21 protein-coding genes and 2 tRNA genes are annotated in these 25632 nt (G+C 55.8%); 21 read left to right on the forward strand and 2 right to left on the reverse strand.

All coding sequences use genetic code 11. The annotated features are described in order from the left end of the window. The first annotated feature begins 222 nt into the window (after positions 1 to 222). From LMS44_RS01720 to greA, 5 genes are all read left to right on the forward strand, one after another. Positions 223 to 504, forward strand: a complete 282-nt coding sequence (locus LMS44_RS01720; protein WP_022520719.1) for a DUF2218 domain-containing protein — start codon at positions 223 to 225, stop codon at positions 502 to 504. 116 nt (positions 505 to 620) lie between these two features. Further along, on the forward strand, positions 621 to 1427 hold the full coding sequence (gene dapB, locus LMS44_RS01725; protein WP_278371601.1) for a 4-hydroxy-tetrahydrodipicolinate reductase: 807 nt from the start codon (positions 621 to 623) through the stop codon (positions 1425 to 1427). A gap of 419 nt (positions 1428 to 1846) precedes the next feature. Continuing rightward, complete coding sequence (gene carA, locus LMS44_RS01730) at positions 1847 to 2992, forward strand: glutamine-hydrolyzing carbamoyl-phosphate synthase small subunit (protein ID WP_278371750.1); 1146 nt, start codon at positions 1847 to 1849, stop codon at positions 2990 to 2992. A 68-nt stretch (positions 2993 to 3060) separates the two neighbouring features. Continuing rightward, positions 3061 to 6291 carry a carbamoyl-phosphate synthase large subunit gene (gene carB / locus LMS44_RS01735; RefSeq protein WP_022520714.1) on the forward strand — a complete coding sequence of 1077 codons (3231 nt, stop codon included), beginning with the start codon at positions 3061 to 3063 and terminating at the stop codon, positions 6289 to 6291. Next, the gene (greA, locus tag LMS44_RS01740; protein WP_009287920.1) at positions 6288 to 6764 is read left to right on the forward strand and encodes a transcription elongation factor GreA; all 477 of its coding nucleotides are present in this window, start codon (positions 6288 to 6290) and stop codon (positions 6762 to 6764) included. Before carB ends, greA begins: the two co-directional genes overlap by 4 nt. Before the next feature lie 88 nt (positions 6765 to 6852). Here greA and yhbY read toward each other — a convergent pair whose 3' ends face one another. Next, complete coding sequence (yhbY, locus tag LMS44_RS01745; RefSeq protein ID WP_022520713.1) at positions 6853 to 7179, reverse strand: ribosome assembly RNA-binding protein YhbY; 327 nt, start codon at positions 7177 to 7179, stop codon at positions 6853 to 6855. Positions 7180 to 7293: 114 nt separating this feature from the next. Between yhbY and rlmE the strand changes: the two genes are divergently transcribed. The 16 genes from rlmE to LMS44_RS01825 all read left to right on the forward strand — a co-directional run bounded on the left by rlmE (position 7294) and on the right by LMS44_RS01825 (position 24699). Further along, complete coding sequence (gene rlmE, locus LMS44_RS01750; protein WP_278371598.1) at positions 7294 to 7941, forward strand: 23S rRNA (uridine(2552)-2'-O)-methyltransferase RlmE; 648 nt, start codon at positions 7294 to 7296, stop codon at positions 7939 to 7941. 255 nt (positions 7942 to 8196) lie between these two features. Next, positions 8197 to 10212 (forward strand): ATP-dependent zinc metalloprotease FtsH, encoded by a 2016-nt coding sequence (ftsH, locus tag LMS44_RS01755; protein ID WP_022520711.1) that lies wholly within the window; start codon positions 8197 to 8199, stop codon positions 10210 to 10212. A 102-nt stretch (positions 10213 to 10314) separates the two neighbouring features. Beyond that, positions 10315 to 11229, forward strand: coding sequence for a dihydropteroate synthase (folP, locus tag LMS44_RS01760; protein ID WP_022520710.1), 915 nt, complete (start codon positions 10315 to 10317; stop codon positions 11227 to 11229). After that, positions 11226 to 12575: a phosphoglucosamine mutase gene (gene glmM, locus LMS44_RS01765; protein ID WP_022520709.1), complete on the forward strand. Its 1350-nt coding sequence runs from the start codon at positions 11226 to 11228 to the stop codon at positions 12573 to 12575. Before folP ends, glmM begins: the two co-directional genes overlap by 4 nt. Positions 12576 to 12696: 121 nt before the next feature. Beyond that, a complete protein-coding gene (gene tpiA, locus LMS44_RS01770) occupies positions 12697 to 13446 on the forward strand; it encodes a triose-phosphate isomerase (protein ID WP_009287925.1) in 750 nt (249 codons plus the stop codon). A gap of 4 nt (positions 13447 to 13450) precedes the next feature. Then, the gene (gene secG / locus LMS44_RS01775; protein WP_022520708.1) at positions 13451 to 13810 is read left to right on the forward strand and encodes a preprotein translocase subunit SecG; all 360 of its coding nucleotides are present in this window, start codon (positions 13451 to 13453) and stop codon (positions 13808 to 13810) included. Positions 13811 to 13857: 47 nt separating this feature from the next. Continuing rightward, positions 13858 to 13944 (forward strand) — tRNA-Leu (locus LMS44_RS01780). A 160-nt stretch (positions 13945 to 14104) separates the two neighbouring features. Then, positions 14105 to 14181 (forward strand) — tRNA-Met (locus tag LMS44_RS01785). A 375-nt stretch (positions 14182 to 14556) separates the two neighbouring features. Continuing rightward, complete coding sequence (gene rimP / locus LMS44_RS01790; protein WP_022520707.1) at positions 14557 to 15018, forward strand: ribosome maturation factor RimP; 462 nt, start codon at positions 14557 to 14559, stop codon at positions 15016 to 15018. A gap of 72 nt (positions 15019 to 15090) precedes the next feature. Beyond that, positions 15091 to 16605: a transcription termination factor NusA gene (gene nusA, locus LMS44_RS01795; protein ID WP_009287927.1), complete on the forward strand. Its 1515-nt coding sequence runs from the start codon at positions 15091 to 15093 to the stop codon at positions 16603 to 16605. A 27-nt stretch (positions 16606 to 16632) separates the two neighbouring features. Beyond that, positions 16633 to 19248, forward strand: coding sequence for a translation initiation factor IF-2 (gene infB / locus LMS44_RS01800; protein ID WP_022520706.1), 2616 nt, complete (start codon positions 16633 to 16635; stop codon positions 19246 to 19248). Positions 19249 to 19266: 18 nt separating this feature from the next. Further along, positions 19267 to 19698: a 30S ribosome-binding factor RbfA gene (rbfA, locus tag LMS44_RS01805; RefSeq protein ID WP_022520705.1), complete on the forward strand. Its 432-nt coding sequence runs from the start codon at positions 19267 to 19269 to the stop codon at positions 19696 to 19698. After that, positions 19698 to 20618, forward strand: a complete 921-nt coding sequence (truB, locus tag LMS44_RS01810; RefSeq protein ID WP_009287928.1) for a tRNA pseudouridine(55) synthase TruB — start codon at positions 19698 to 19700, stop codon at positions 20616 to 20618. The genes rbfA and truB overlap by 1 nt, the downstream gene beginning before the upstream one ends. A gap of 150 nt (positions 20619 to 20768) precedes the next feature. Further along, a complete protein-coding gene (rpsO, locus tag LMS44_RS01815; protein WP_007111823.1) occupies positions 20769 to 21038 on the forward strand; it encodes a 30S ribosomal protein S15 in 270 nt (89 codons plus the stop codon). 164 nt (positions 21039 to 21202) lie between these two features. Then, complete coding sequence (gene pnp / locus LMS44_RS01820) at positions 21203 to 23371, forward strand: polyribonucleotide nucleotidyltransferase (protein WP_022520704.1); 2169 nt, start codon at positions 21203 to 21205, stop codon at positions 23369 to 23371. Between the two features lie 158 nt (positions 23372 to 23529). Continuing rightward, on the forward strand, positions 23530 to 24699 hold the full coding sequence (locus LMS44_RS01825) for an MFS transporter (protein ID WP_138801366.1): 1170 nt from the start codon (positions 23530 to 23532) through the stop codon (positions 24697 to 24699). Between the two features lie 30 nt (positions 24700 to 24729). Here LMS44_RS01825 and LMS44_RS01830 read toward each other — a convergent pair whose 3' ends face one another. Next, positions 24730 to 25605 carry a LysR substrate-binding domain-containing protein gene (locus LMS44_RS01830; RefSeq protein WP_159175961.1) on the reverse strand — a complete coding sequence of 292 codons (876 nt, stop codon included), beginning with the start codon at positions 25603 to 25605 and terminating at the stop codon, positions 24730 to 24732. Between the last annotated feature and the right edge of the window lie 27 nt (positions 25606 to 25632).

Raw genomic sequence — 25632 nt, forward strand, 5'->3', positions numbered from 1 at the left:
CATCGCTGATGCGCATTAACGGTGATAGCACAGAGATGCAATTGCTATTGTAACTGATTAGCGTTTGGGCGGCATTATTAGGGTGCCGCGCTTAATGGTCAACATGCTACGCTTTACACTGAGCATTTATCCTACGGTGATGGCTTCACATATTTGGCTCTAACGGCTCATTGTTGAAGGATTACTTAGTTTGTAAGTACTTACATTTTTGGAGGGGCCGCTATGCCTTTATCTCGTGTCGAAGTTGCCACGCCTTCCGCCGAGCGTTTAATTAATCGGCTTTGTAAACACTGGGCGCATAAGTTGGAGGTCGAGCAAAGCGATCAACAGGCCACCATTACGTTTGCCACTGGTACCTGCTTAATGGTTGCTGAGGCCGATAAACTGGTGGTGGCCCTCGAAACCCTTGAGGAGGAGCATCTGGATGAGTTGGAGGGGGTCGTTGAGCGCCACCTAATGCGTATGGCCGGTGATGAAGAGTTGGCGATTGTGTGGGAGAACTAGATAACGACTGGTCAGCTATAAACGGAGAGCGTCGAAGGCATCGATGGGTCTGCTATAATCGCGCTGATTTTGAAACATAAGTCTTACGCACTGAAACCTAGAGCTCAGGAGTTCGCATGACCCGAATTGCCATTGTAGGCGTGGCTGGCCGCATGGGCCGTACGTTGGTAAATGCTGTAGAGCAAGATGCTGAGGCGACGCTAGCTGGCGGGATCGTGGAGCCAGGCAGCTCCTTGGCGGGCGCTGATATTGGCGAGCTTGCGGGTGTCGGGAAGCGCGGTGTTGCTGCGGTCGATTCGCTCACGTCGATTGCCGATGATTTTGATGTGCTGATCGATTTCACGGCCCCTCAGGTTACGCTTGGTAATCTGGCGTTCTGCGCAGAGCACGGCAAACGTATCGTGATCGGCACTACCGGCATGAGCGATGATGAGTTGGCTCAGCTCGATAGCTACCGCGACAAGGTAGCCATGGTGTTCGCACCCAATATGAGCGTTGGGGTTAATCTGACCCTGAAACTGCTCGAAACCGCTGCCAAAGCGCTGGGCGATGAAGGCTACGATATTGAAGTGATCGAGTCTCACCACCGTCACAAGGTTGATGCGCCTTCCGGCACCGCGATCAAAATGGGCGAAGTAATTGCCGACAGCCTGGGGCGTAACCTTAAAGAGCACGGCGTGTTTGAGCGAGTCGGGCAGTGCGGTCCGCGCAGCGATAAAGAGATCGGTTTTGCCACCGTGCGTGCGGGGGATATCGTGGGTGAGCACACGGTAATGTTTGCCACCGAAGGTGAGCGCATTGAAATCACTCACAAGGCCTCCAGCCGGATGACCTTTGCCAAAGGTGCGGTTCGCGCGGCGCGCTGGGTCGCTGGCAAAGAGAGCGGCCGTTACGACATGCAGGATGTATTGGGGCTAGAGTAAGGGATTGCCTGTCACTGCTTGAGCAGGGCGCTAGAACAGTCCTGCCATCAAGGGGTAGTCTTCGATCAAGAATTCCTGTAACATTTCAAAAATTTTGGCCGGGTGGCCTGGAAATCTTAAACGGCGCGCTTGTTGCGTTGGTCAACCCAAAGCCTGCCTCCTCAGGGTTTGCTGCTATAAAGCGGTGCTGCTGTTAAGCGTAACGCTAGAGGCTAAGCGAATCAGAAAGGCATCGAACAACAAGCGGGATGAAACCGATTCTTTTTATCGGCTTCGTCCCGCTTTTTTACGACCCCAGTTTTACTAGTGATAGTTTTTATTAGCGATAGTGTTACGTCGCGGATAATCAAGAAATTGCTGAGCCTGCGCCCCACAGGCTCCCACCAGCATGGGAGGATCTTGTTTTGAATAACCCCGCATTGAGCAAACCCGCAATATTGGCCCTGGAAGATGGCAGCGTGTTCCACGGCATCGCCATTGGCGCGGACGGATTAACAAGCGGTGAGGTGGTGTTCAATACGGCCATGACCGGCTATCAAGAAATCCTCACCGACCCTTCCTACACCCGCCAAATCGTTACCCTCACCTATCCCCATATCGGCAATACTGGCATTAACGCTGAAGACATTGAGTCAGCTTCTATTGCCGCAGCAGGTTTGGTGATTCGCGATTTACCGCTAATGGCCAGCAGCTTCCGCTCTGAGCAGTCGCTGTCGGACTACCTGAAAAGCCAGAACGTGCTGGGTATTGCCGATATCGATACCCGCCGCCTAACGCGCATTTTGCGTGATAAAGGTGCGCAGAACGGGGCGATTTTGGCAGGCGCTGATGCGGAAGGCGACGGGGCGGTCACACGGGCGCTGGAAGCCGCCAAGGCTTTCCCAGGCCTGAAGGGGATGGATCTGGCCAAAGAGGTGTCGTGTAAACAAGCCTACGAGTGGTCGGAAGGTGAGTGGACGCTGGGTGAAGGCTACGCTGATGCTTCCAAAATCGAGCGCCCCTACCATGTGGTGGCGTACGACTACGGTGTGAAATTCAACATCCTGCGCATGCTGGCCGCTCGCGGCTGCCGCCTGACAGTCGTGCCCGCGCAAACGCCTGCTGCTGAGGTGCTGGCGATGAATCCGGATGGCGTGTTTTTAGCCAACGGCCCTGGCGACCCGGAGCCCTGCGATTACGCCATCAAGGCGATTCAGGACGTGCTGGAAACCAATATTCCGGTGTTTGGTATCTGCCTGGGCCACCAACTGCTGGCGCTCGCCGCCGGGGCGAAGACGGTCAAAATGAGCCACGGCCACCACGGTGCCAACCACCCGGTGCAGGATCTGGATAGTGGCACCGTGATGATCACCAGCCAGAATCACGGTTTTGCGGTGGATGAAGCGACCCTGCCCGCTAACGTGCGCGCAACGCACCGTTCGCTGTTCGACGGCACCTTGCAGGGAATCGAGCTTACCGACCGACCGGCGTTCAGCTTTCAAGGCCACCCGGAAGCGAGCCCCGGTCCGCGTGATGTGGCGCCGCTGTTTGATCGCTTCGTGGCTATGATGCAGGCACGCCGTTAACGCGTCCCTAGCATCACCGTATCGCCGTCTTTTGTCGCTCATCGTCACCATTTTTTGCGGGAACCGTTATGCCTAAGCGTACCGACATCAACAGTATCTTGATCATTGGCGCTGGCCCGATTGTGATCGGCCAGGCCTGCGAATTCGACTACTCCGGCGCCCAGGCGTGTAAAGCGCTGCGCGAGGAGGGTTACCGGGTTATTTTGGTTAACTCCAACCCCGCCACCATCATGACTGACCCGGCCATGGCCGATGCCACCTACATCGAGCCAATTACTTGGCAGGCGGTGGAGAAGATCATCGAAGCCGAGCGCCCTGATGCCATTCTGCCGACCATGGGTGGTCAGACGGCGCTGAATTGCGCCCTCGAGCTTGAAAAGCATGGCGTGCTGGAGAAGTTCGGCGTGGAGATGATCGGTGCCAACGCCGATGCGATTAACATGGCCGAAGACCGTGATCTGTTCGATCAGGCCATGAAGCGCATTGGCTTGGAGTGCCCGAAAGCGAAAGTCGCCCACACCATGGATGAAGCCTGGGAAATTCAGGCTGAGTTGGGTTTCCCGACCATTATTCGTCCTTCCTATACCATGGGCGGCTCCGGCGGCGGCGTGGCGTACAACAAGGAAGAGTTCGAAGAAATCTGTACCCGCGGTTTCGAGCTCTCCAACAACCACGAGCTACTCATCGATGAGTCGCTGCTGGGTTGGAAAGAGTACGAGATGGAAGTTGTGCGTGACAAAAACGACAACTGCATCATCGTCTGCGCGATTGAAAACTTCGACCCCATGGGCGTGCACACCGGTGACTCCATCACCGTGGCACCGGCGCAAACGCTGACCGATAAAGAGTATCAGATCATGCGTGACGCCAGCCTCGCGGTACTGCGCGAGATTGGCGTAGAGACCGGTGGCTCTAACGTCCAGTTTGGTATGGATCCCAAAACCGGCCGTTTGGTAGTTATCGAGATGAACCCGCGGGTGTCGCGCTCTTCGGCGCTGGCCTCTAAAGCGACCGGTTTCCCGATTGCTAAAATCGCCGCGAAATTGGCGATTGGCTATACCCTGGACGAGCTGCAGAACGATATTACCGGTGGTCAAACGCCGGCATCGTTCGAGCCGTCTATCGATTACGTGGTCACCAAAATTCCGCGCTTCACCTTCGAGAAATTCCCCCAGGCTAACGACCGCCTGACCACCCAGATGAAGTCAGTGGGTGAGGTGATGGCGATTGGGCGTACTTTCCAGGAGTCACTGCAGAAAGCCCTGCGTGGCCTGGAAACCGGTAACGATGGTCTCGATCCGATCATTACCGATTTCACGCCGGACAACATGGCAATTATCCAGGGCGAGCTGCAGGCCGCCGGTGCCGAGCGTATTTTCTACGTGGCAGACGCCATGCGTTCCGGCATGAGCGTCGATGACGTCTTTGCCCTGACCAATATCGACCCTTGGTTCCTGGTGCAGTTGGAAGATTTGGTGCTGACTGAAAACGCCGTCGCCAAACGTACGCTGGCTGACTTCTCTGCCCGTGAGCTCTATCAGCTCAAGCGCAAAGGTTTCGGCGATGCACGCCTGGCCAAATTGCTGAATGTCAGCGAAAAAGAGTTCCGTCAAACCCGCCAGGCCGCCGGCATTCGCCCGGTTTATAAGCGTGTCGATACCTGTGCCGCGGAGTTCGCCTCTGATACCGCCTATATGTACTCCACTTACGAAGAAGAGTGCGAGGCGGATGTCTCTGACCGTCAGAAGATCATGGTATTGGGCGGTGGCCCTAACCGGATCGGTCAGGGCATCGAGTTTGATTACTGCTGCGTTCACGCCGCCTTCGCCATGCGCGACGACGGCTATGAAACCATCATGGTCAACTGCAACCCGGAAACCGTCTCGACCGATTACGACACCTCTGATCGTCTCTACTTCGAGCCGGTAACGCTGGAAGACGTGCTGGAAATCGCCGACAAAGAGAAGCCGGTGGGTGTGATCGTTCAGTTCGGTGGTCAAACGCCGCTGAAACTGGCCCGTGAGCTAGAAGCTGCCGGTGTGCCGATCATTGGTACCACGCCGGATGCTATCGACCGCGCAGAAGACCGTGAACGCTTCCAGGTGATGATCGACAAGCTGGGCCTGAAGCAGCCGCCCAACGCGACCGCACGCAGCTTTGCCGAAGCCTTCGATAAAGCCGAAGCGATTGGTTACCCGCTGGTAGTTCGCCCCAGCTACGTATTGGGTGGCCGGGCGATGGAGATCGTCTACGACGCCTCCGAGCTTGAAAACTACATGACCCACGCGGTGAAGGTCTCAAACGACTCCCCGGTACTGCTGGATCACTTCCTGAGTGCTGCAATCGAGATCGATATCGATGCGGTGTCGGATGGCCAGCAGGTGGTGATCGGCGGCATCATGCAGCACGTAGAGCAAGCGGGCGTTCACTCCGGCGACTCTGCCTGCGCGCTGCCGCCTTACTCGCTGCCTGCGGATGTGCAGGACGAGATGCGCCATCAGGTGAAGCAGATGGCGGTTGAGCTGGGCGTTAAAGGCTTAATGAACGTGCAGTTGGCCTGGCAGGATGGCGAGATCTATGTGATCGAGGTGAATCCCCGCGCTTCGCGTACGGTGCCCTTTGTGTCCAAGTGCATTGGCACCTCGCTGGCGCAGATCGCAGCGCGCTGCATGGCCGGTAAAACCCTGGCTGAGCAGGGCTTTGAGCAGGAAATCGTACCGCACTTCTATAGTGTTAAAGAGGCGGTCTTCCCGTTCAATAAATTCCCCGGTGTCGACCCGATTCTCTCGCCGGAAATGAAGTCCACCGGTGAAGTGATGGGCTCTGGCGACACCTTTGCAGAAGCCTTCTTCAAGGCGCAACTGGGGGCAGGTGAGGCCATTCCTGGGCTTACCGGTGAGCGTAAGGCATTCCTTTCCGTGCGCGAACCGGACAAGGCGGGGATTATCGAAGTGGGGCGTTCTCTGTTAGCATTAGGCTTTACGCTATGTGCTACACGGGGAACAGCGGCTGCTTTGGAAGCTGCCGGGCTTGCCGTGGAACACGTCAATAAAGTCTACGAAGGCCGTCCCCATATCGTCGATCTGCTTAAGAACGACGAAATCGCCTACATTGTGAACACTACTGAAGGTCGTCAGGCTATTAACGACTCTTCGGTCATTCGCCGTACTGCTCTCTCGCGCAAGGTGCCCTATGCGACCACCTTGGCGGGCGCTAATGCTGTTTGCATGGCGCTTGAGTACGGTAGGGAGATTACGGTGCGGCGCCTTCAGGATCTGCATGCAGGAGCAAGTCAATGAACAAGGTCCCGATGACAGTTGCGGGAGAAAGAAGCCTTCGTGAAGAGCTCGACCACCTTAAAAGCGAAGCTCGTCCGCAGGTGATCGCGGCCATCGCCGAAGCACGTGAACACGGTGATCTTAAAGAGAACGCCGAGTATCACGCCGCTCGCGAGCAGCAGGGGTTTATCGAAGGGCGGATTCAGGAGATCGAAAGTAAGCTCTCCGTCGCTCAAGTGATTGATGTCACCAAGCTGCCCAAAACCGGCAAAGTGATTTTCGGCGTTACCGTATCGCTAATGAATCTGGATACTGATGCGGAAGTCACTTACCGTATCGTCGGCGAAGATGAGGCGGACATTAAGTCTGGCCGTATCTCGGTTACTTCACCGATTGCCCGTGCCCTGATCGGCAAAGAAGAGGGTGATGTCGTGGTGGTCAAAACACCTGGCGGTGACGTGGAGTACGAAGTAGGTAGCGTCGAACACGTATGACAAAAAACGCCCCTTCGATTGACTCTGGAGTCGGTTGAAGGGGCGCTTTCGTACGGCGACACTCTATTGCACGCGTTGAATTTAACGCTTAATGGCGGCCGTGGTGGTTCTCAAAGCGGGTAACGTTAGAAAGCTTCGGGTTCACCTGCGGATTTCTGCGATAGAGCAGCGCCATTTTGCCAATGGTTTGCACCAAGTCGGCACGGCTGTTGGCGATCAGTTCGGCTATCATGGCAGCACGATCATCCCTCTCAGGAAGGGCAAGTTTCACTTTGATCAGTTCGTGATCAGTGAGTGCGCGGTTGAGTTCTGCGAGCAAATTTTCGGAGACGCCGTTCTCAGAAACGGTGACCACTGGGTTAAGATGGTGGCCAATGCTACGAAATGCTTTCTTTTGTGCCTGTGACAAGCTCATGGTATCTTGCGGTATCCCGGTTAGCGCTTAACGCTCCATCTTACGGTGAAACGTCACCGAGTGAAAGCGATCGCGTGAATGCGCCCATCTCTTATTCCAGTGTTAGATTCCCACATGCAGCAAAAGCCCCCGAACCGAAAACATTCCGTTAGCAAGACCAGCAATAACTGGAAGAAGGAGCATTTTGACGACCAGTACGTGAAGCAGAGCTGGCAAGATGGCTACCGTTCCCGTGCCAGCTATAAGCTGATTGAGTTGGATGAAAAAGATAAACTGCTGCGTCCCGGTATGACAGTGATTGATCTGGGCGCCGCCCCCGGCGGGTGGAGTCAAATTGCAGCGGAAAGGGTAGGGCCTGAAGGTGTGGTGATTGCCTCTGATATTCTGGAGATGGATGCACTGGCCGGGGTGGATTTTATCCAAGGTGATTTCACTGAAGAGGCGGTGCTGGGGGCGATACTAAAATGCCTGGATAATCGCCGTGTAGACCTTGTGATGTCGGATATGGCCCCCAATATGAGTGGTATGGCGGCGATTGATCAGCCCCAGGCGATGTATTTAGTGGAGCTAGCGTTAGAACTTGCCCGCGAAACGTTGTCACCTGGTGGCCGGTTTTTAGCTAAAGTATTCCAGGGGGAAGGGTTTGACGCCTATTTGAAAGAATTGCGCGGCAGCTTTAACAAGGTAGTAACCCGTAAGCCAGACGCCTCCCGGGCGCGTTCCCGTGAAGTCTATTTTCTGGCCGAAGGGTTTCGCGGGTGACTCTCCTTAACATGAGAGGCTGCCCGTGTGGTTCATAGCCAAGATTTATCAGCGCGATTGCCAGACAGGCAAGCGCAACGTGTGTCACATTAGTCGCCATAAGTGCGCGTGACACAGATGGCCCGAGGCATAAGACGCTTTGGCAATGGTTGAACGCTTGATGCTGATGTAATGTCGTATTACTAAGCTTATTGGTAAAAGACTTTATGAAGCACCAGGGTTTAACTGACGGATTCTTGTAATGAGGGTAGCCCCTTGAATGATATGGCGAAGAACCTGATTCTGTGGTTGGTCATCGCGGCCGTCCTACTGACAGTGTTCAATAATTTCAGTACGGAAAGCGCACCGCAAAACACAAACTATTCCCAGTTTGTGCAGCAGGTGCAAAATCAGCAGGTACGTAGCGTAACGATTGATGGTTACACCATCAGCGGTGAGCGCACGGACGGCACTCAGTTCCAGACCATCCGCCCAGCGGCGGAAGATCCAAAGCTGATGGACGACCTGTTGAGCAACAATGTGACGGTGGTGGGCAAAGAGCCAGAGCAGCAAAGTATCTGGACTCGGCTACTGATCGCCAGCTTCCCGATTCTGCTGATTTTGGGCATCTTTATGTTCTTCATGCGCCAAATGCAGGGCGGAGCCGGTGGCGGTAAAGGCGGCCCGATGAGCTTTGGTAAATCGAAGGCCAAACTGCTCTCTCAAGATCAGATCAAAACCACCTTTGCCGATGTGGCAGGCTGTGATGAAGCCAAGGAAGAAGTAGAAGAGCTGGTCGACTTCCTGCGTGACCCAACCAAATTCCAGCGCCTGGGCGGTATGATTCCTCGCGGCGTGCTGATGGTAGGGCCCCCGGGTACCGGTAAAACGCTGCTGGCGAAGTCCATTGCGGGCGAAGCCAAAGTGCCGTTCTTCTCTATTTCGGGTTCTGACTTCGTTGAAATGTTTGTCGGTGTCGGTGCATCGCGTGTGCGCGACATGTTCGAGCAGGCCAAAAAGCAGGCGCCGTGCATTATCTTTATCGATGAGATTGACGCCGTGGGACGTTCACGTGGCACCGGTATGGGTGGCGGTAACGACGAGCGCGAGCAGACGTTGAATCAACTTCTGGTCGAGATGGATGGCTTTGAAGCCAACGAAGGCATCATCGTTATTGCTGCGACCAACCGTCCTGACGTACTTGACCCTGCGTTAATGCGCCCAGGCCGCTTTGACCGTCAGGTAACGGTCGGCTTGCCGGATATCCGTGGCCGTGAGCATATTCTGGGCGTTCACCTACGTAAAGTGCCGCTGGGTGATGACGTAAAACCGCAGCTGATCGCACGTGGTACGCCTGGTTTCTCTGGTGCGGATTTGGCCAACCTGGTCAACGAAGCCGCTCTGTTTGCCGCGCGCCGTAATAAGCGCCTGGTCAGCATGGAAGAGCTTGAGCTCGCGAAGGATAAGATCATGATGGGCGCTGAGCGCAAATCGATGGTCATGACCGACAAAGAGAAGCTCAATACCGCTTACCATGAGTCGGGTCACGCCATTATCGGTCTGGTCGTGCCTTCCCATGATCCGGTCTATAAGGTAACGATTATTCCCCGTGGCCGTGCGCTGGGTGTCACCATGTTCCTGCCGGAAGAGGATCGCTACAGCCTCTCCCGTCAGCAAATTCTGGGGCAGATCTGCTCGCTGTTTGGTGGCCGTATTGCCGAAGAAATGACGTTAGGCCCGAATGGTGTAACGACCGGCGCCTCAAACGACATCAAGCGTGCTACTGAGCTGGCCCATAACATGGTTGCCAAGTGGGGCTTGTCGGACGAAATGGGCCCGATCATGTACGACGAGGATGAGTCGCATCAGTTCCTCGGCGGCCCGGGTCAGGGTGGTGGCAAGATGAAGTCTGGTGACACCACCACGCGCCTTGATAAGGAAGTCCGCAAAATCATCGACGGTTGCTACGAGCAGGCACGCCAAATCCTGACCGATAATCGCGATAAGCTGGACGCCATGGCCGAGGCCTTGATGAAGTACGAGACCATTGATGCCACGCAGTTGAAGGACATCATGGAAGGTCGTGAGCCGCGCCCGCCGGAAGGTTGGGATGACGGTGACTCATCCGGTGGCGGTACGCCTGTCAACGATGACAAGCCGCAAGCGAAGGCTGAAGACGATGCTTCTTCAAACGCTTCTGGAGGCGATGCGTCCGGTGGTGACAGTGAAGAAGATGACGACGGGCCGCGTCGCCGTCCCTCAGACCCGCTAGGTGGCCCTGCAGGCTCATAAGCCAGCACTGCCGTATGAGCCAAAGGCGCCCCGTCATGGGGCGCCTTTTTTGATATGCTGTATACATAACAGCAATGTTTCATTTCTTGATCAGGCTGCAGCATGAAATCAATTCTGGACACGTCCTCTTCACGAAACGCAGAAAATGCTCTCCAACTGCGTTGCGGGCGCCATCTGTTGGATCTCTCCTTTCCCAGGGTAATGGGTATTCTTAATGTGACCCCGGACTCTTTTTCTGACGGTGGCCAGCACGTGGCATTGGATGACGCTTTGCGCCACGCTGAGCGGATGCTGGCCGAAGGGGCGGCGATGATAGATGTGGGCGGCGAATCGACCCGCCCTGGGGCTACCCCCGTCAGCCCCCAGGAGGAGCTAGACCGGGTGGCGCCAGTGGTGGAAGTCCTGGTACGCGAGCTGGATGCGTTGGTGTCGGTGGATACCAGTTGCCCGACGGTTATACGCGAGGCGAGCGAACTGGGCGCTGGTATGATTAATGATGTGCGTGCGTTAGAGCGCGAGGGAGCCCTGCTGGCCGCGGTGGGTAGCGGGCTGCCCGTCTGTTTGATGCACCGCCAGGGCGAGCCGCAGGATATGCAGCAGTCGCCCACTTATCAGCGCCCGATTGAAGAAGAGGTGGCGGATTATTTGGCCCGTCGGATTGCTGAGTGCGAGGCGGCCGGTCTGCGCCGCAATCGTCTATTGGTTGACCCTGGTTTTGGCTTCGGCAAAACCGTCGAACACAATCTACGCTTACTCAAATACATGGAGTCTCTGCAATCGCTGGAGCTCCCGCTGCTAGTGGGTATGTCACGCAAAAGTATGATTGGAAAAGTGTTGGGTCGACCAGTGGAGGAGCGTCTCTCCGGTGGTTTGGCGCTCGCTGCCATGGCGGTTGAGCGAGGGGCAAATATTTTGCGCGTGCATGACGTGGCTGCAACGGTCGATGCAGTCAATATGGCGTGGGCGGTACTACAAGAAGGCTGCGAGCCGCCGCTAAATAAGGAGTTTGACGCATGACAAGGCGCTATTTTGGGACGGATGGTATTCGCGGCACGGTGGGTAAATCACCGATTACCGCTGATTTTATGCTCAAGCTGGGCTGGGCGGCGGGTCAGGTGCTGCGCCGTGATAAAGGTCGAACGCGGGTACTGATCGGCAAAGATACCCGGATCTCTGGCTATATGTTTGAATCCGCCCTAGAGGCGGGGCTCTCGGCAGCGGGTGTCGATGTATCACTGCTGGGGCCAATGCCCACGCCGGGTATTGCCTATTTAACGCGCACCTTCCGTGCCGATGCAGGCATTGTCATTTCGGCATCGCACAACCCCTTTGATGATAACGGCATCAAGTTCTTCTCCGCTGAGGGCAAGAAGCTTCCCGATGACACGGAAGATCGTATCGAAGCGATGCTGGAAGCGCCGCTGACCACGGCCGAGGCCGCGCAGCTGGGTAAGGCAACGCGTATCGACGACGCCGCAGGCCGTTACATCGAGTTCTGTAAATCGACCTTGCCTGACCGGCTTAGCCTGCACGGCCTTAAAATCGTCTTAGACTGTGCTCACGGTGCCACTTACCATATCGCACCCAATGTGTTCCGCGAGCTGGGGGCTGATGTCACCACCATTGGCTCTGCGCCTGACGGGTTAAACATTAACCAGCAGGTGGGCTCAACGCACCCCGCGGCTCTACGCGCTGCCGTTATTCAGCAAAATGCGGATTTGGGGATCGCCTTTGATGGCGATGGCGACCGCGTGCTGCTGGTAGATGGCGACGGGCGGGAAGTCGACGGCGACGATATTCTCTATCTGATTGCCCGAGATCGCCACGAGCGTGGCTTGCTTCAAGGCGGCGTGGTGGGCACCCTGATGTCAAACTTTGGCCTGTCGATGGCGCTGGATAAGCTGGGAATCCCCTTTGAGCGCGCAAAGGTGGGTGACCGCTTTGTGATGGAGCGTATGGCCGCCAATGGTTGGGAGCTGGGCGGTGAGTCGTCGGGGCATATTGTGTGCGCCCACGTGCAGACCACCGGCGACGGCATTGTCTCCGCGTTGCAGGTATTGGCGCTGATGATGCGCGAGCAAAAAAGCCTCCCGACACTGTTAAAAGAGTTGGAGAAAGTGCCCCAGGCGCTGGTTAATGTACGTTTGCCCGCTCATGCCAGCGCCAAAGAGGTGATGGCATCTGCGCCGCTTCAGCAGGCAGTGGCTGCGTTAGAGCATGAGTTAGGTGATGAGGGGCGAGTGTTGCTACGTCCCTCAGGTACTGAGCCGCTTATTCGAGTAATGGTGGAAGGACGTGCCCATTTAGATGTCGATCAATTGGCGCATAGCTTGGCCGATCAGGTTCAGGCGCTACTTAATTAAATGTGTTCAGCTAACCGGTTCGGTAAACTGGTTTGGTAAACCCAGCTTGTGGTTATAACAGCGGTTGTCTTGACAAGGCCGCTCCTATACCATTTCGCTCCACCTTGAGTGAGGAGAGTCGATGCGTACGCCTTTAATCGCCGGTAACTGGAAAATGAACGGTTCCGTGGCGTTAATCAATGAATTCGGCCAGGCCTTCTCCGCCGCCGTATCGCCAACGAGCGTGGATGTCGTTATCATTCCGCCGTTCCCCTATTTGGATGCGGCGCGCCACGCGTTTGAAGGTACGGTGCTTTCATTGGGCGCGCAAACGTTGAACCCTATTCACTCTGGGGCGCATACCGGCGAAGTAAGTGGTCGCATGCTAAAAGAGTTTGCGGTCTCTTACGTATTGGTGGGGCACTCTGAACGACGTCAGCTCTACAAAGAGAGCGATGAACAGATCTTTGCACGCCTGCTAGCAGCATTGAGCGTGGATATCACGCCGATCCTCTGTGTGGGTGAGTCCCTGGAGGAGCGCGACGCAGGGCGCACGATGGATGTGGTGCTTCGTCAAGTGGGCTATGTAATGTCCCGCTTAGAGCCCGACCAGCGTAAGCAGGTCGTGATTGCCTATGAGCCTGTTTGGGCCATTGGCACTGGGCGCACGGCAACGCCTGAGCAAGCCCAGGACGTTATGGCAGGCATCCGTGCCTACCAGGCGGGTTTCGATAAGGGCCTCGCCGAGCAACTGCGTTTGCTTTACGGCGGCAGTATGAACGCAAGCAATGCGGCTGAGCTGCTTGCTCAGCCAGATATCGACGGCGGTCTAGTGGGCGGAGCCTCACTCAAGATCGATGATTTTTATGCCATTTGTCAGTCAGCAGGATAACGCCATGCAAGTTGCAATTCTTATGATTCATGTGGTGATTGCGGTCGCCCTGGTGGTACTCATTCTGCTTCAGCAGGGTAAAGGTGCCGAAGCCGGTGCCGCTTTCGGAGGCGGTGCATCACAAACGGTATTTGGTTCGCGGGGCAGTGGTAACTTCCTGTCGCGCACAACGGCTATTTTGGCGGCGGGTTTCTTCGTCACCTCAATGGCGCTAGCTTACTTTGCCACCCAGGCGGGCCAGGCACCGGAAGCAGGTATTCCCGATTCGCGCTTGATCGAGCAGCAGCAAAGCGTCCCGACGCTTGACGACAGGCCTGCGGACGTGGATAATACCGCGCCAGTGCTAGAGGAAAGCAGCGAGTAAGTAGTCTCGTTGTTTAGACAGATAACGTTTCTTTAGCCTCCCCTGTTGCCGAAGTGGTGGAATTGGTAGACACGCTATCTTGAGGGGGTAGTGACCGTATGGTCGTGCGGGTTCAAGTCCCGCCTTCGGCACCATCTGTTTTGCTGGCACGCCAGCTTCCCAGAACGTTTCTTTTGTTACCAGAATGCCCATTGGCACCTGAGGCGAAAAAGACAGCTTTAAGTAAGTGGTTCTTGAAGCAAGTAGTTCTTGACGTAAGTGGCTTTAGTGTCTATTATCGTCGACCTAGATTGATGCGGGGTGGAGCAGTCTGGTAGCTCGTCGGGCTCATAACCCGAAGGTCATCGGTTCAAATCCGGTCCCCGCTACCATTTTCTAGTAGCATGTTCTAGATTGTTATTTTTAAGACGTATTGGAAATAACGGTCATTTCAGGTACAGCCTGTTACATGTTGCTAAGACGGTACTGGAAGTAGTACTTAAGAAATGGTACACAAGGTTTCTTTCAAAAAGCCCCTTCCAGTGAAGGGGCTTTTTGTTAGCAGCTTTTGGCTAGCAAGCGCGCCTGGTCGCTGTTTTATTGGCGCCCCCGCTTTGTTAGCCAGAATATCGTTAGCACGAATATCTTAATAGCGGATGTCGTCCGGAAAACCGGAGACACATTCCCAAGTAACGCCAATCAGCCACCTAGCTTTTCTAATAACTCCTGGCCAGGTGCCTGATGCAACGGCTATAGGAGCTTTGTCTGTGGCCACTAAACACGCTGCGCTTCACGCGCTGATCGAACCTGTTGTTGCTGCCATGGGCTTTGAGCTATGGGGCATCGACCATCTTTCCCAGGGCAAAAATTCGCGGCTGGTGATCTATATCGAGCGCGAGAGTGGTGTCAGCGTGGAAGACTGCGCAGATATTAGCCGCCAAGTCAGTGCCGTTATGGATGTAGAAGACCCCATTCCCGGTGAGTACCGGTTGGAAGTCTCCTCGCCAGGCATGGCACGTCCCTTGTATTCCCTGGATCAGTTTACCCGCTTTCAAGGTCATCACGTCGCGCTGAAATTGCGCACTGCCTTTGACGGGCGGCGCAAGTATCAAGGGCTTTTGGTCGGTGTTGAGGGGGATGAAGTACTGCTACAACTGGATGGCGAAGAGTACTGCTTTCCAATTGAGAGTATTGATTCTGCTCACATTGTACCGCAGTTCGACGATTGACCGGGTGGCGGCGCTGCCGGCAGGCTGCCGGGGTGATGCACATAAGGATAGGTTTTCTGGCGAGGCATACGCATGAGTAAAGAAATTTTAATGGTCGTTGACGCGATCTCCAATGAGAAGGGCGTCCCACGTGATGTCATCTTCGAGGCGGTAGAAGCCGCTCTTGCGAGTGCGTCACGCAAGCGTTTTGAAAGAGAAGAAGCCAATGTGCGCGTGCATATTGACCGCCGCACTGGTGAATACGAAACCTTCCGCACCTGGACCGTTGTGGAAGATGACGAATTCGAAACGCCAGATTATGAAATTAAAGAGAGCATCGCCGAGCAGCGCGATCCGCCGCTGAAATTAGGCGATGTGGTCGAAAAAAGCATCGAAAATGCGTCGTTTGGCCGTATTGCTGCACAAACCGCCAAACAGGTGATCGTACAGAAAGTACGCGAAGCCGAGCGGGCTGAAGTCGTGCGCCAATATGCCGATCGCGAAGGTGAACTGGTTGCGGGCATCGTTAAAAAGACCACACGTGATGGCCTGATCATTGATTTGGGCGAAAACGCTGAGGCGTTTTTGCCGCGCAATGAAATGATTCACGGCGAGCGTTACCGCATGAACGAGCGGGTGCGCGCCCTGTTGGTCAAAGTGGATCCCGATGCACGCGGTGCCCAGCTTCAGCTATCGCGGACGTGTCCCGAGCTGATCATCGAGCTGTTCAAAATTGAAGTGCCAGAGATCGCAGAGCAGTTGATTGAGATCAAAGGTGCTGCGCGTGACCCCGGTTCACGGGCCAAAATTGCGGTAAAAACCAATGATCGCCGCATCGACCCGGTCGGTGCCTGTGTGGGTATGCGCGGTTCGCGCGTTCAGGCGGTCTCTTCGGAGCTGCAAAACGAACGCGTTGATATCGTGCTGTGGGATGACAATCCCGCCCAATTGGTGATTAACGCCATGGCACCTGCCGATGTTGGGTCTATCCTTGTGGACGAGGACGCCCACGCAATGGACGTGGCCGTGGCGCAGGATAACCTTGCTCAGGCGATTGGTCGGAGCGGTCAGAACGTGCGTTTGGCTTCTGAACTTACCGGCTGGCGCATTAATGTCATGACCGAAGAGGAAGCGGAGTCTAAGCGCGATCAAGAGATTGATAGCCTGGTGGACTCTTTTATCCAGCACCTCGATGTGGATGAAGATGTCGCTCGCCTGTTGGTGGATGAGGGGTTCACTACCCTGGAAGAAGTCGCCTACGTGCCGATGGAAGAGATGCTCGAAATCGAAGAGTTCGATGAAGATTTAGTCGAAGCGCTTCGTGCACGTGCGAAAGACGAGCTGCTGACGATGGCAATTGCCACGGAAGAAGCGCTAGACGGTGCCCAGCCAGCAGCAGATCTGCTGGAGATGGATGGCATGGAGCGCCACCTGGCCTTCATTCTGGCCAGTCGCGGCATCGTTACCATGGAAGATCTCGCCGAGCAGTCTGTCGACGATCTGGTCGATATCGAGGAGTTGGACGAAGCGCGCGCAGCGGCACTGATCATGACTGCCCGTGCGCCCTGGTTTGAAGTCGATGACGCATCGGATTCGAACACACAGTAAACAGGTCACGGGCTGAGGAGGGTCAATATGTCAGATATGACAGTTAAAGATTTCGCAGGAAAGGTGGGCCGTGATGTGCCTCGCCTACTAGAGCAAATGAAAGAAGCGGGTTTGAAGCACGCTTCTGAAAGCGATGCTGTGTCTGAAGAAGATAAGCAGAAGCTACTGAGTTTCTTGAAGAAGAGCCACGGCGGTAGCGACACCCCTGAAGCGGGCAAAAACCGCATCACGCTGACGCGCAAAACCCGTAGCCGTATCAATACCGGCGAGCGCGGCAAAACCATTGAAGTGCAGGTACGTAAGAAAAAGACCTACGTCAAAAGCGCTGAAGATGAGAAGCCGAAAGCGCCGGAGCCTAGCTATACTGGCCCGCGCCAGCTAGTGGGCGATATGGCGGAAGCCGAAGCTGAGCGCAAAGTGTCTGATGCGCGTGAAGCCGAAGAAAAAGCCGCTGCTAAGAAAGCCCGCGCTGCACAGGTAGCGGAAGCCACCGCGCGTAGCAATAAAGAAGCTGAAGCGACGGCGCAAAGTAACACGGCGCGTAGCAATAAAGAGTCTGAAGCCAAGCCGAAAGCGCCTGCGGCAGCCAAAGCACCGGCTACGCCAGACATTCCTGTGCCGAATCTTGAAATCGACGATACGCCGTCCGGTGACGATATGCCGCCAGCGCCGCCGAAAGAGGGCCGCACTGACCGTCGTACCGCTCCGCCCAAGAAGACGGCGGCGAAGAACAAAGGTCGCCGTGACGATGAAGATCGTGGTGATCGCGAAGAGCGCAAGCGCGGCGGCGGTAAGAAGGTAAAACGTGCCGAACAGCGTCGCGGTGGTCGCCGTGGTGGCAACCAGACCGGCAATGGCAAGCACGCTTTCCAGAAGCCGACTCAGCCGATCGTGCGTGAAGTATCGATCCCTGAATCGATCAGCGTGGCGGAATTGGCCGATAAGATGTCGATCAAGGCCAATGAAGTGATCAAGGCCATGTTTAACATGGGCGCGGCGGTTACCATCAACCAAACCATCGATCAGGATACGGCTGCGATCGTGGTGGAAGAGATGGGCCATACACCGAAGCTGGTTAAAGATGACGCGCTGGAAACGGAAATGCTCGAAGGCATCTCCTATGAAGGCGAAGAGATCACGCGTTCACCCGTTGTTACGGTGATGGGCCACGTTGACCACGGTAAAACCTCGCTGCTGGATTACATCCGTAAAGCGAAAGTGGCGACCGGTGAAGCCGGTGGTATTACCCAGCATATCGGTGCCTACCACGTGGAAGATAACCACGGTGGCGTGACCTTCCTGGATACCCCAGGCCACGCGGCGTTTACCGCAATGCGTGCCCGTGGTGCCAAGGCGACAGACGTGGTTATTCTGGTTGTGGCTGCCGACGATGGCGTGATGCCTCAGACGATTGAGGCGATTGAACACTCCAAAGCCGCTGAAGTGCCCATGGTGGTCGCGGTCAACAAGATCGATAAAGATGGTATCGATCTTGATCGCATCAAGAATGAGCTTTCGCAGCACGGCGTGATCTCCGAAGAGTGGGGCGGTGATACCCAGTTTGTTCACGTTTCCGCCAAGACCGGTGAAGGTATCGAAGAACTGTTGGAAGCCATCCAACTGGTCTCTGAAGTGCTTGAGCTCAAGGCCGTACCGGAAGCGCCGGGTAAAGGCGTGGTGGTTGAATCGCGCCTTGATAAAGGTCGTGGTCCGGTCGCTACCGTGCTGGTTCAGAACGGTACGCTGAAAAAGGGCGATATCGTCCTGGCTGGCCTGCACTACGGTCGTGTGCGTGCGCTGACCAACGAACTTGCCCAGCAAGTCGATGCGGTTGGCCCGGCCATGCCGGTAGAGATTCAAGGCTTGGGCGGTACGCCGGATGCCGGTGATGACTTCATGGTCGTAGCAGACGAGAAGAAAGCCCGCGAAGTGGCTAACTTCCGTCAAGGCAAATACCGCGAAGTGCGCCTGGCACGTCAGCAGAAGGCTAAGCTGGAGAACATGTTCAGCCAGATGGGCCAAGACGAAGTGGCCAAGGTCAACATCGTCCTCAAAGCCGACGTTCAAGGTTCTCTGGAAGCGATCAAAGGCGCCCTGGAAGAGCTCTCCACCGGTGAAGTTGAAGTCGCCGTGGTCTCTTCGGGTGTCGGTGGTATCACCGGTACCGATGCCAACCTGGCGCTTGCGTCGGAAGCCATCGTCGTCGGCTTTAACGTCCGTGCTGACGCCGCTGCCCGCGAGATCGTTGAGCGCGAAGGCCTGGATCTGCGTTACTACAGCGTTATTTACCAGCTGATCGACGAGGTCAAACAGGCGATGAGCGGTATGCTCGCACCTGAGTGGAAAGAAGAGATCGTCGGTATTGCCGAAGTGCGCGATGTCTTCCGTGCGCCGAAGATTGGTGCCATCGCCGGTTGTATGGTGATTGAAGGCAGCGTACATCGTAATAAGAAGATCCGCGTGTTGCGTGATGACGTGGTGATCTACGAAGGCGAACTCGAATCGCTGCGCCGCTTCAAAGACGATGTGCAGGAAGTGCGCAACGGCATGGAGTGTGGCATCGGCGTGAAGAACTACAACGATGTCCAAGTCGGCGATAAGATCGAAGTCTTCGACCAAGTGAAGGTCGAGCGTAGCCTGTAAGGCTGCGAGGAGCTAAACATGCGCGAATTTAAGCGTACCGACCGGGTAGCCGACCAGCTCCAAAAGGAGCTGGCGGTGTTGATCCAACGAGAAGTGAAAGACCCGCGTTTGGGCATGGTCACGGTCAGCGGTGTTACCGTTAGCCGTGACCTTGGCTACTCCGACGTCTACGTCACTCTGTTGGGTGAGCAAGAGCCCGAGCGTATTAAAGAGAATCTGCAGGTGCTTAAGCGTGCTGCCGGTTTTCTAAGAAGCCAGATTGCCAAGCGCATCAAGCTACGTCACGTACCGGAGCTGCGTTTTCATTTCGATGAAAGCGTGGTGCGCGGTCAGCAACTCTCTTCATTGATTGATGAAGCGGTGACGACGGATCGTGCACGCTATCAAGGCGATGATGATCAGGGCAGTGACCAAGATGCCGACGCCCAGGGTAGTGAGGAAACTCGCTAGTGGCGCGTCAACGTCGCGGTTTACCGGTTAATGGCGTACTGCTGCTGGATAAGCCCAAGGGCGTTTCCAGCAACCATGCGCTGCAGCGTGTACGTCGGCTGTTCCAGGCTCAAAAAGCCGGGCACACCGGCACGCTAGACCCGATGGCAACCGGCTTATTGCCGATTTGCCTAGGTGAAGCGACCAAGTTTTCATCGCACTTGCTGGAAGCCGACAAGGTGTATCGCACCCGGGTAGAGCTAGGGGTGATCACGGATACCGGCGATGCAGAAGGCACGATTATTGAGCAGCATGAGGTTCCCAGCCTAAGCGTCGATGACGTGGAAGCTGTGCTCACCCGTTTTCGCGGTGAGATCGACCAAGTGCCGCCGATGTATTCGGCCCTCAAGCATCAGGGCAAAAAACTTTACGAGTTGGCCCGTGAAGGCAAGCAGGTAGAGCGTGCAGCCCGGCGCGTAAGCGTGTATGATGCGCGCCTGCTATCGTTTGAAGGCACTGCTTTTGAGCTGGAAGTAAGCTGCAGTAAAGGCACTTACATCCGCACGTTAGCCGAAGATATTGGCCAAGCGCTTGGCTGTGGTGCGCACATCAGTCAACTAAGGAGGCTCAAAACGGGGCCCTTTTTAGCCGACGCGATGTGGACGCTAGAGGCCTTGGAAGCATTGGCCGACCAAGCGGCACTGGAAGCTGAGCTCATGCCCGTGGATGTGTTGGTGGACCATTTACCGTTACTGACGGTAGACGACACCGCGCATTCTCGTTTGGCCCATGGCCAGCCCGCTGCTCTCGAAACCGGCGCATTAGCCGCGGACGAAGTAGCCCGACTTTATTACGCCGAGACGTTTATCGGCCTTGGCGTAGTGAAAGGTGCTCAGGAAGTGGCGCCTAAGCGACTGTTAAGCACTGTCGCTATCTCGTAAACAGCGTTGCAAGGAGGCGACCGTCTACGTGAAAATTGCAAGATCCGACGTACACGTCGAAACGTGTACGTAGAAAACAGTAGCTTGAGACTGCAAATATGCGTGGTCTCACCCATTCATTTTTAGGCATATTGCTTACTGGAGAGACAGATGGCTTTAACCGCTGAGAAGAAGGCCGAGATCGTCACTGAATACGGCCGCGGCGACAACGATACCGGTTCCCCTGAAGTGCAGGTTGCACTGCTGAGCGCCAACATTAATGGCCTGCAGGATCACTTCAAGACCAACAAACAGGATCACCACTCGCGTCGTGGTCTGATCCGCATGGTTAACCAGCGTCGTAAGCTGCTGGACTACCTAAAGCGTAAAGATTTCGAACGCTATCAGTCCCTGATTCAGCGTCTGGGTCTGCGTCGTTAAGCGTTAACGGCAACGATTAGAAACGGGCAGCTCCTTGTGAGCTGCCCGTTTTTTTATGTTTCGTGTTTACGGCAAGTAGGGAACTGGTAGCCCTATCGCGCTCCAGCGCCTAGAATGGTAACGAGTCAAAACGACCTAAACGAATAGACAAGTAGATATTGATAATGCTGAAGGAAGTCGCTGTGAATCCGGTAAAGAAAACGTTCCAGTACGGTCGTAGCACCGTCACGCTCGAAACCGGGCGTATTGCTCGCCAAGCTACCGGCGCTGTCATGGTTACCATGGATGACACCGTCGTGCTGTGTACCGTTGTCGCTCGCAAAGAGGCAAACCCGAGCCAACCCTTTTTCCCTCTCTCGGTACACTACCAAGAGAAAACCTACGCAGTGGGCAAGATTCCTGGCGGCTTCTTCAAGCGCGAAGGTCGTCCCACTGAAAAAGAGACGCTGACCTCGCGTCTGATTGATCGCCCAATCCGTCCGCTGTTCCCTAAAGGCTTTATGAACGAAGTGCAGGTCGTCTGTACCGTTCTCTCCACCGACCGTAACCACGATCCGGATATTGCCGCACTGCTGGGTACTTCCGCAGCGCTGAGCATCTCTGGCGTGCCGTTTAGTGGCCCGATTGGCGCAGCCCGCGTTGGTTTTAACGAAGAGAAAGGCTACTTCCTCAACCCAACGGTTGAAGAACTGGCCACCTCTGAGCTCGACATGGTCGTCGCCGGTACTGAAAAAGCCGTGCTGATGGTTGAGTCTGAAGCCAAAGAGCTGCTCGAAGACGAAATGCTGGGAGCCGTTCTGTTCGGTCACCAGGAAATGCAGGTCGCGATCAGTGCCATTAACGAACTGGTTGCTGAAGCGGGCAAGCCGCGTTGGGAGTGGCAGGCCGCCGAAGAGAACCAGGCGCTCAAAGCCGCCATGGCCGATGCGTTTGAAGCTAAAGTGGGCGATGCTTACCGCATCACCGACAAAATGCAGCGCCAGGATGCATTGGCTGAGTTGAAAGATCAGGCGATTGAACAACTGGCAGCCGATGAAGGCGAACCGGTTAACGACAAGTTCAGTAAAGATGACGTCAAAGGTGCCTTTGCTAGCCTGGAAAAACGCGTTGTGCGTTCACGGGTGGTAAAAGGTGAGCCGCGTATTGACGGTCGTGACAATCAAACCGTTCGCCCGCTGGCGATTGAAGTCGGTGTGCTGCCGAAAGCTCATGGTTCTGCCATCTTTACGCGTGGTGAGACCCAGGCGATTGCCGTAGCAACACTGGGCACGCTGCGTGATTCACAGCTAATCGAATCACTGGAAGGTGAGCGTAAAGACCGCTTTATGCTGCACTACAACTTCCCTCCCTACTCGGTGGGTGAAGCTGGCTTTATGGGTGGCCCGAAGCGTCGCGAAATCGGCCATGGCCGCTTAGCGCGTCGTGGTGTGCAGGCAATGCTGCCGTCAGAAGACGTCTTCCCCTACACCATTCGTGTGGTGTCTGAAATTACCGAGTCTAACGGCTCCAGCTCCATGGCCTCTGTATGTGGCTCTTCGCTGGCCCTGATGGACGCAGGCGTGCCGTTAAAAGCACCGGTCGCCGGTATTGCCATGGGCTTGGTAAAAGACCCGGACGGTTTTGCGGTATTGACCGATATTCTGGGTGACGAAGATCACCTTGGCGATATGGACTTTAAAGTTGCCGGTTCCGAAGAGGGCGTCACCGCCCTGCAGATGGACATCAAGATCGAAGGCATCAACGAAGAGATTATGGAGCTCGCGCTGCAGCAAGCACTGACCGCGCGACTGAGTATTCTCGAGCAAATGAATGTCGTGATCAGCCAGAGCCGTAGCGATGTCTCCGACAACGCGCCGTCCATGGCAACGATCAAAATCGATCCGGACAAGATCCGTGACGTTATCGGTAAAGGTGGCGCAACCATTCGCAAAATCTGCGAAGACACCGGCGCCTCTATTGATCTCGACGACGATGGCACCGTGCGTATTTACGCGGAAGATAAAGCCGCCGCCAAGCGCGCCATCGACACCGTGCTGGCGATTACCGCTGAAGCGGAAATCGGCAAGCTATATCACGGCAAGGTCGTGCGTATTGCTGACTTCGGTGCGTTCGTTAACATCATGCCCGGCACCGATGGCCTGGTTCACATCTCGCAAATCGTTGCCGAGCGGGTTAACAACGTGCGCGACTTCTTGAACGAAGGCGATGACGTGGTCGTTAAGGTGCTGGATATCGACAACCGCAACCGCGTGAAGCTGTCGATGAAAGAGATCAGCGAAGAAGAGAAAGCCGCTTTTACCGCGGAAGCAGCGGAAACCGAAGCGGCGATTTAAATCGCTAGCTAGGTTTCTGAGACCGCCCTCGTAGCCTCTGGCTACGGGGGCTTTGTTTTTGCTAGGTAATGTTTTTGCTAAGTACTTTTTTGCTAGATAGGGTTTTGTGGTTAGGTATCGTTTTGTTCGCCGGGATTTAGACAGTCAGGGAGCAGCAGATGGAGCAGCAACAAGCGCCGCGTTGGTGGGCGGTGGTGGCCGTGATGATCGGCATTTTTTTACTGGTGACCGCAGAGCAACTGCCGATTGGGTTGCTTTCTCAAGTGGCATCGAGCATGGGCGTTACCCCTGGCATGGCGGGCTTAATGGTCACCGTGCCCGGCGTGGTCGCTGCCTTTTCAGCCCCGCTGCTGCCGGTAGCGGTGGGGCGCTTGGACAGGCGCATTATGCTCACGGCATTGATGGCCGTAATGGTGGCCGGGAGTGTGCTATCGGCATTGGCCAGCAGCTTTATCCTGTTGCTTGCCGCCCGCGTGCTTGTGGGGCTTAGTATTGGTGGCTTTTGGGCGGTGGCGGGCAGCATTGCCCCACGCCTAGTGCCAGAGGCTCAGGTGCCAAAAGCGATGACGATGATTTTTGGTGGTGTCGCGGCGGCCTCGGTGCTGGGTGTGCCACTGGGCACGCTGCTGGGGGATCTAAGCAACTGGCGGGTCGCCTTTGGGGCGCTGGGAGGGCTAAGCCTGTTAACGGCAGCTGCGCTGTGGTTTTGGCTACCGCCGCTACCACCGCGAGAACCTGTGCGTTTGCGGGTATTGGCGCAGCAGTTTAGCAATCGCGGTGTGCGAGTCGCGGTGTTAACCACCGCCTTTGTAGTGGTTGGCCACTTTGCCGCCTACACCTTTATTAGCCCCATCCTGCAAGAGATCAGCGGTATTTCCCAGCGCCATGTGAGCAGTCTGCTGCTGCTTTACGGGGCGGCAGGCATTGTGGGCAATATTGCGGCAGGCATGTTTGCCGGGCGCCACCCCTACCGCGCTGTGCTGGCGATTCCCAGCCTGTTGCTTATCGTCGTCGCCGTGTTCCCGCTGCTGGGTGTTCAGCCGAGCAGCGGTGTCATGTTGCTTATGATGTGGGGCGCGGTGTTTGGCAGCGTATCAGTCAGCATTCAAACTTGGATTATACGCACAGCACCCAACACCGAAGCCGCCACAGCGTTGATGGCGTTTACCTTCAATATGTCGATTGGTTTGGGTGCCATGTTGGGTGGGCGTATCGTCGATGGCACTAGCCTTCCCATTGCCATGTGGGCCGCATCCGGATTATTCCTGTTGGGGGCGCTGTTGGTCTGGCGAACACCGTCACGCATCGTGGGGGAGAAGCGTCGTTAAGTAAGCGATAAATAATGCGCAAGTATCTGGCTATGTTGGCTGCTCGCGCAGCCAACTACGCAAATTATCCAAACGGCGATCCTCGCGCAGTGCATCTGGGTAGACTAACCAGAAACCAACGTCTGCGTTGACTGGATGTTCGAATACCGACGTTAGCCGCCCCAATCGCACGGCGCTATCGGCCAGCTCGCAGACCACTATCGATACACCCACCCCATCGGCGGCGGCCTGCAGGGTTAATCCGCCGGAATCCACCTGCGTGACCACAGCGGGTTTGAAGGGGCCGTCGGGAAGGCTCTCCATCCAGCGTTGCCATGTCAGGCAGTGGCGGGAGACAAACAGATTGGCCTGGCTGACACGGTCAAGGCGATCGCGATGGGAGCCGGTAGCAAAGCCTGGACGGGCATAAAGGTCGATGGTTGCTTCAAAGAGGAGATCGGCCTGTAATTCCGGCCAATGCCCGTTGCCGTACCAGATGCCCACATCGGCCACCCCCGCGGCAAGGTCTACCTCATCCTGCGTAGTGGATATCTCAAGCGAGAATCCACGCCGCTCGAAGGGATACAGGCTTAACCGTGGCGACAGCCAGTTGGTTGCAAAAGTAGGCAACATGTTGAGACGTAGCGGCCCGTCACGGCGCTTTTGGCGAAGTGAGTCAACCCCCTTGGCAATCTGCGTAAAGCCTTGTTGCAGGTAAGGTGTTAGCTTGTGTCCCGCGTCGGTAAGCTCAAGACGCGTTCCTGTTCGGCGCAGAAGCACGACGCCAAACAACTCCTCCAGTATGCGCAGTTGGTGACTGACTGCCGAAGGAGTGACCGAAAGCTCCATGGCCGCTTCCTTGATTGAAAGATGCCGCGCCGTCGCCTCAAAAGCGCGTAGAGCATTTAATGGCACAGGAATCCGCATAATCGCTACCCCCACCCTCGAAGGTTG

It is taken from the genome of Halomonas profundus (assembly GCF_020865425.1).
In the GTDB taxonomy this organism is placed as follows: domain Bacteria; phylum Pseudomonadota; class Gammaproteobacteria; order Pseudomonadales; family Halomonadaceae; genus Vreelandella; species Vreelandella titanicae.